The sequence below is a fragment of the Chitinophaga sp. genome, assembly GCF_036566945.1.
GTDB lineage: Bacteria > Bacteroidota > Bacteroidia > Chitinophagales > Chitinophagaceae > Chitinophaga.
Genome location: NZ_DATCVJ010000941.1, coordinates 1 through 2,857, shown reverse-complemented (window position 1 = coordinate 2,857; position 2,857 = coordinate 1). Strand labels below are relative to the sequence as shown.

The following is a 2,857-nucleotide window of genomic DNA, read 5'->3' as shown; positions in this document are numbered from 1 at the left end:
CTGCCGCTTCTTGCCTCCCATGGCTTTTCTTACACCAATTTCTTTTAGCCTGGTTAATGAATTGCCGATAGAAATATTAACGAAATTAATAACCGCCATCAGCAAAATGAACATCGCTACAAAGGAAAAAATAGTAATCATTTTTCCTGCGAGTCCTTTATACATACTGATATAACAGTCCTTTAACGCGAGTGGATATACCTCCAGTGTTTTTTGTATTTCGGGAGAAGCATTTATCCTTATCAACGTGGCCAGCGGTACTTTTAATTGCTCCGGTTTTACGCCTGGCTTCAACAACACATATCCAACTATATTCGGTGATTGCCAGCTGTTGAAACCAAACTCACGACCAAAGTACCGGAGGCTTGCCGGCCCCAGAAATATTTCATTTCCAGGCTTGCTGTAATCCGTAATGGTATTAAACGGCAGATCCTTTATCACCGCTGTTACCTCAAAATCTTCATTCCTGCCATCGAACGATTGTATCTTTAACAACTTCCCTACTACATCTGGTTTTCCGAAAAACAACTTTGCTTTACGCTCCGTCAGCACCACCGCATTAGCCTTGTCCATGGCCGTACGCGGATCACCATACGCTACCGGAAAATTAAATACATCCAAAAAAGTGGAATCCCCGGGATGTATCCCTTCCCGGTAATGCTTATCTCCTACAGACACCACACTAGTGATAGCATCATGCGCATACGCCTTTTCTATCAGCGTCGGATAATTATCCTGCAATGATTTTGTTAGCGGTCCTAATGTTGCAAATTCAACACCTGTTTCAGGGTTTGCCCATTTACTTTTCAACTGGAAAATCCGGTCGTTGTTTCTAACAAACCGGTTTACCTGCAGCTCTCCCCATGTATACGCTCCTATTAACAATACAAAGGTGATTCCTATTGATAATCCCCAAATATTTACCACCGAAAAAAACCTGTTCTTCACAATATTTCTCCATGCAATCAGAAAGTAGTTTTTTATCATAACACAAGTGTATAGAATATTGGTGTCCGCTAAAAAAATGCCGCAAGGTAACGCATTGATAATGAGTCTTATTATTATAATTCCTTTGTCCGATAACGTACATTTGTTGTCCAGTTCTGTACGACTGCATTTTGTATAAAAAGTATAAGAACCGGTTAAATTTAGGTCATACATCCCTTCTTTTTATTTGTATTTTGTACGCTTATTCCTCGTTAATAAATATTTTAACATGAAGAAAATACTGGCCATTGGCCTGGTAATGCTGACCCACTGGGCTTCGGCGCAAAATATAAATATCCGTGTTACTACCCACCATATCAGCCTGGTATATGGCGTTAACCGGGAAGGGCGGCTGGTGCAACAATATTTCGGTCAGGCATTGCAGCCGGCCAACGCAGATACCGCAGCCAAAGGCAAACAGGAAGCCTATGTTACGGCCGGCATGGAAAGCCTCCTCGATCCTGCTATCCGTATTGTACACAATGATGGTAACCCTTCGCTGGAACTGAAATACGCTTCCCACGAATCTGCCCCTCAAAAGGAAAACGATATCACCACTACCACTATTACGCTGAAAGATCCCGTATATCCGGTAACCGTTATCCTCCATTTTGAGGCGTATTACAAAGAGGATATCATTAAAGCCTGGACAGAAATAAAACATGCGGAGAAAAAGCCGGTATTGGTCACCGCTTATGCCTCTTCCATGCTGCATCTGAAAGCAGATAAATACTGGCTGACCCAATTCCATGGCGACTGGGCAAAAGAAGTAAACATGCAGGAACAATACCTGACTGCCGGCATGAAAATACTTGACAGCAAACTGGGTACCCGCGCCAACATGCTCCAATCACCACTGTTTCTCCTCGCTCTTAATCATCCTGCAGAAGAAGAAAGCGGCGAAGTCCTGGCTGGCACCCTGGCCTGGACAGGTAATTTCAAATTTGGTTTTGAGGTAGATGAACATAACACCCTGCATATTAACTCCGGTATTAATCCCTACGCCAGCGACTATACGCTGAAACCAGGTGAACTATTCACCACGCCTGCATTCATCTTCACCTTATCCACAAAAGGAAAAGGACAAGCCAGTCGTAATTTTAACCGCTGGGCACTTGACTACGGCGTCCTGGATGGCCGTGGTCCGCGTCTTACCCTGCTAAACAACTGGGAAGCTACAGGCATGGACTTCAACGAACAACGCCTTACCAGTCTTTTTGGCGGCGCAAAAAAATTAGGCGTAGATCTCTTCCTGCTGGATGATGGCTGGTTTGCCAATAAATTTCCCCGCAATGCCGACAATGCAGGTCTGGGCGACTGGGAACCCAATACCACCAAACTCCCGCATGGCCTGGGATACCTCGTACAGGAAGCCGAAAAACAAGGTGTTAAATTCGGCATCTGGCTGGAGCCCGAAATGGTAAATCCCAAGAGCGAGCTCTATACCAAACATCCTGATTGGGTGTTGCGCCTTCCCAACCGAGCAGAAAATTATTACCGCCACCAAATGGTTCTCGATCTTACGAACCCTGCTGTACAGGATTTCGTGTATGGAATAGTTGATAAAACAATGTCAGAAAACCCGGGTATCGCTTATATAAAATGGGATTGCAACCGCATGCTCACCAATACCTGGTCTCCCTATCTGAAAGAAAAACAATCACATCTTTTCATAGAATATACCCGGAGCTTGTATAAAGTGCTGGACAGGGTAAGGACTAAATATCCACATCTGCCCATCATGCTCTGCTCCGGCGGTGGTGGTCGTACGGATTACGGCGCCTTAAAATACTTCACCGAATTCTGGCCCAGCGATAATACGGATGGACTGGAAAGAATTTATATCCAATACGGATACTCTCATTTCTTC

Annotated in this window: 2 protein-coding genes; one reads left to right on the top strand and one right to left on the bottom strand. The window is 44.4% G+C overall.

Annotated elements, in window-relative coordinates; genetic code table 11:
* On the bottom strand, positions 1-987 hold a 987-nt coding region (locus VIP81_RS28275; RefSeq protein WP_331969500.1), incomplete at its 3' end, for an ABC transporter permease.
* Positions 988-1,216: 229 nt separating this feature from the next.
* On the opposite strand from VIP81_RS28275, the gene VIP81_RS28270 reads away from it, so the two are divergent.
* On the top strand, positions 1,217-2,857 hold a 1,641-nt coding region (locus tag VIP81_RS28270; RefSeq protein WP_331969498.1), incomplete at its 3' end, for an alpha-galactosidase.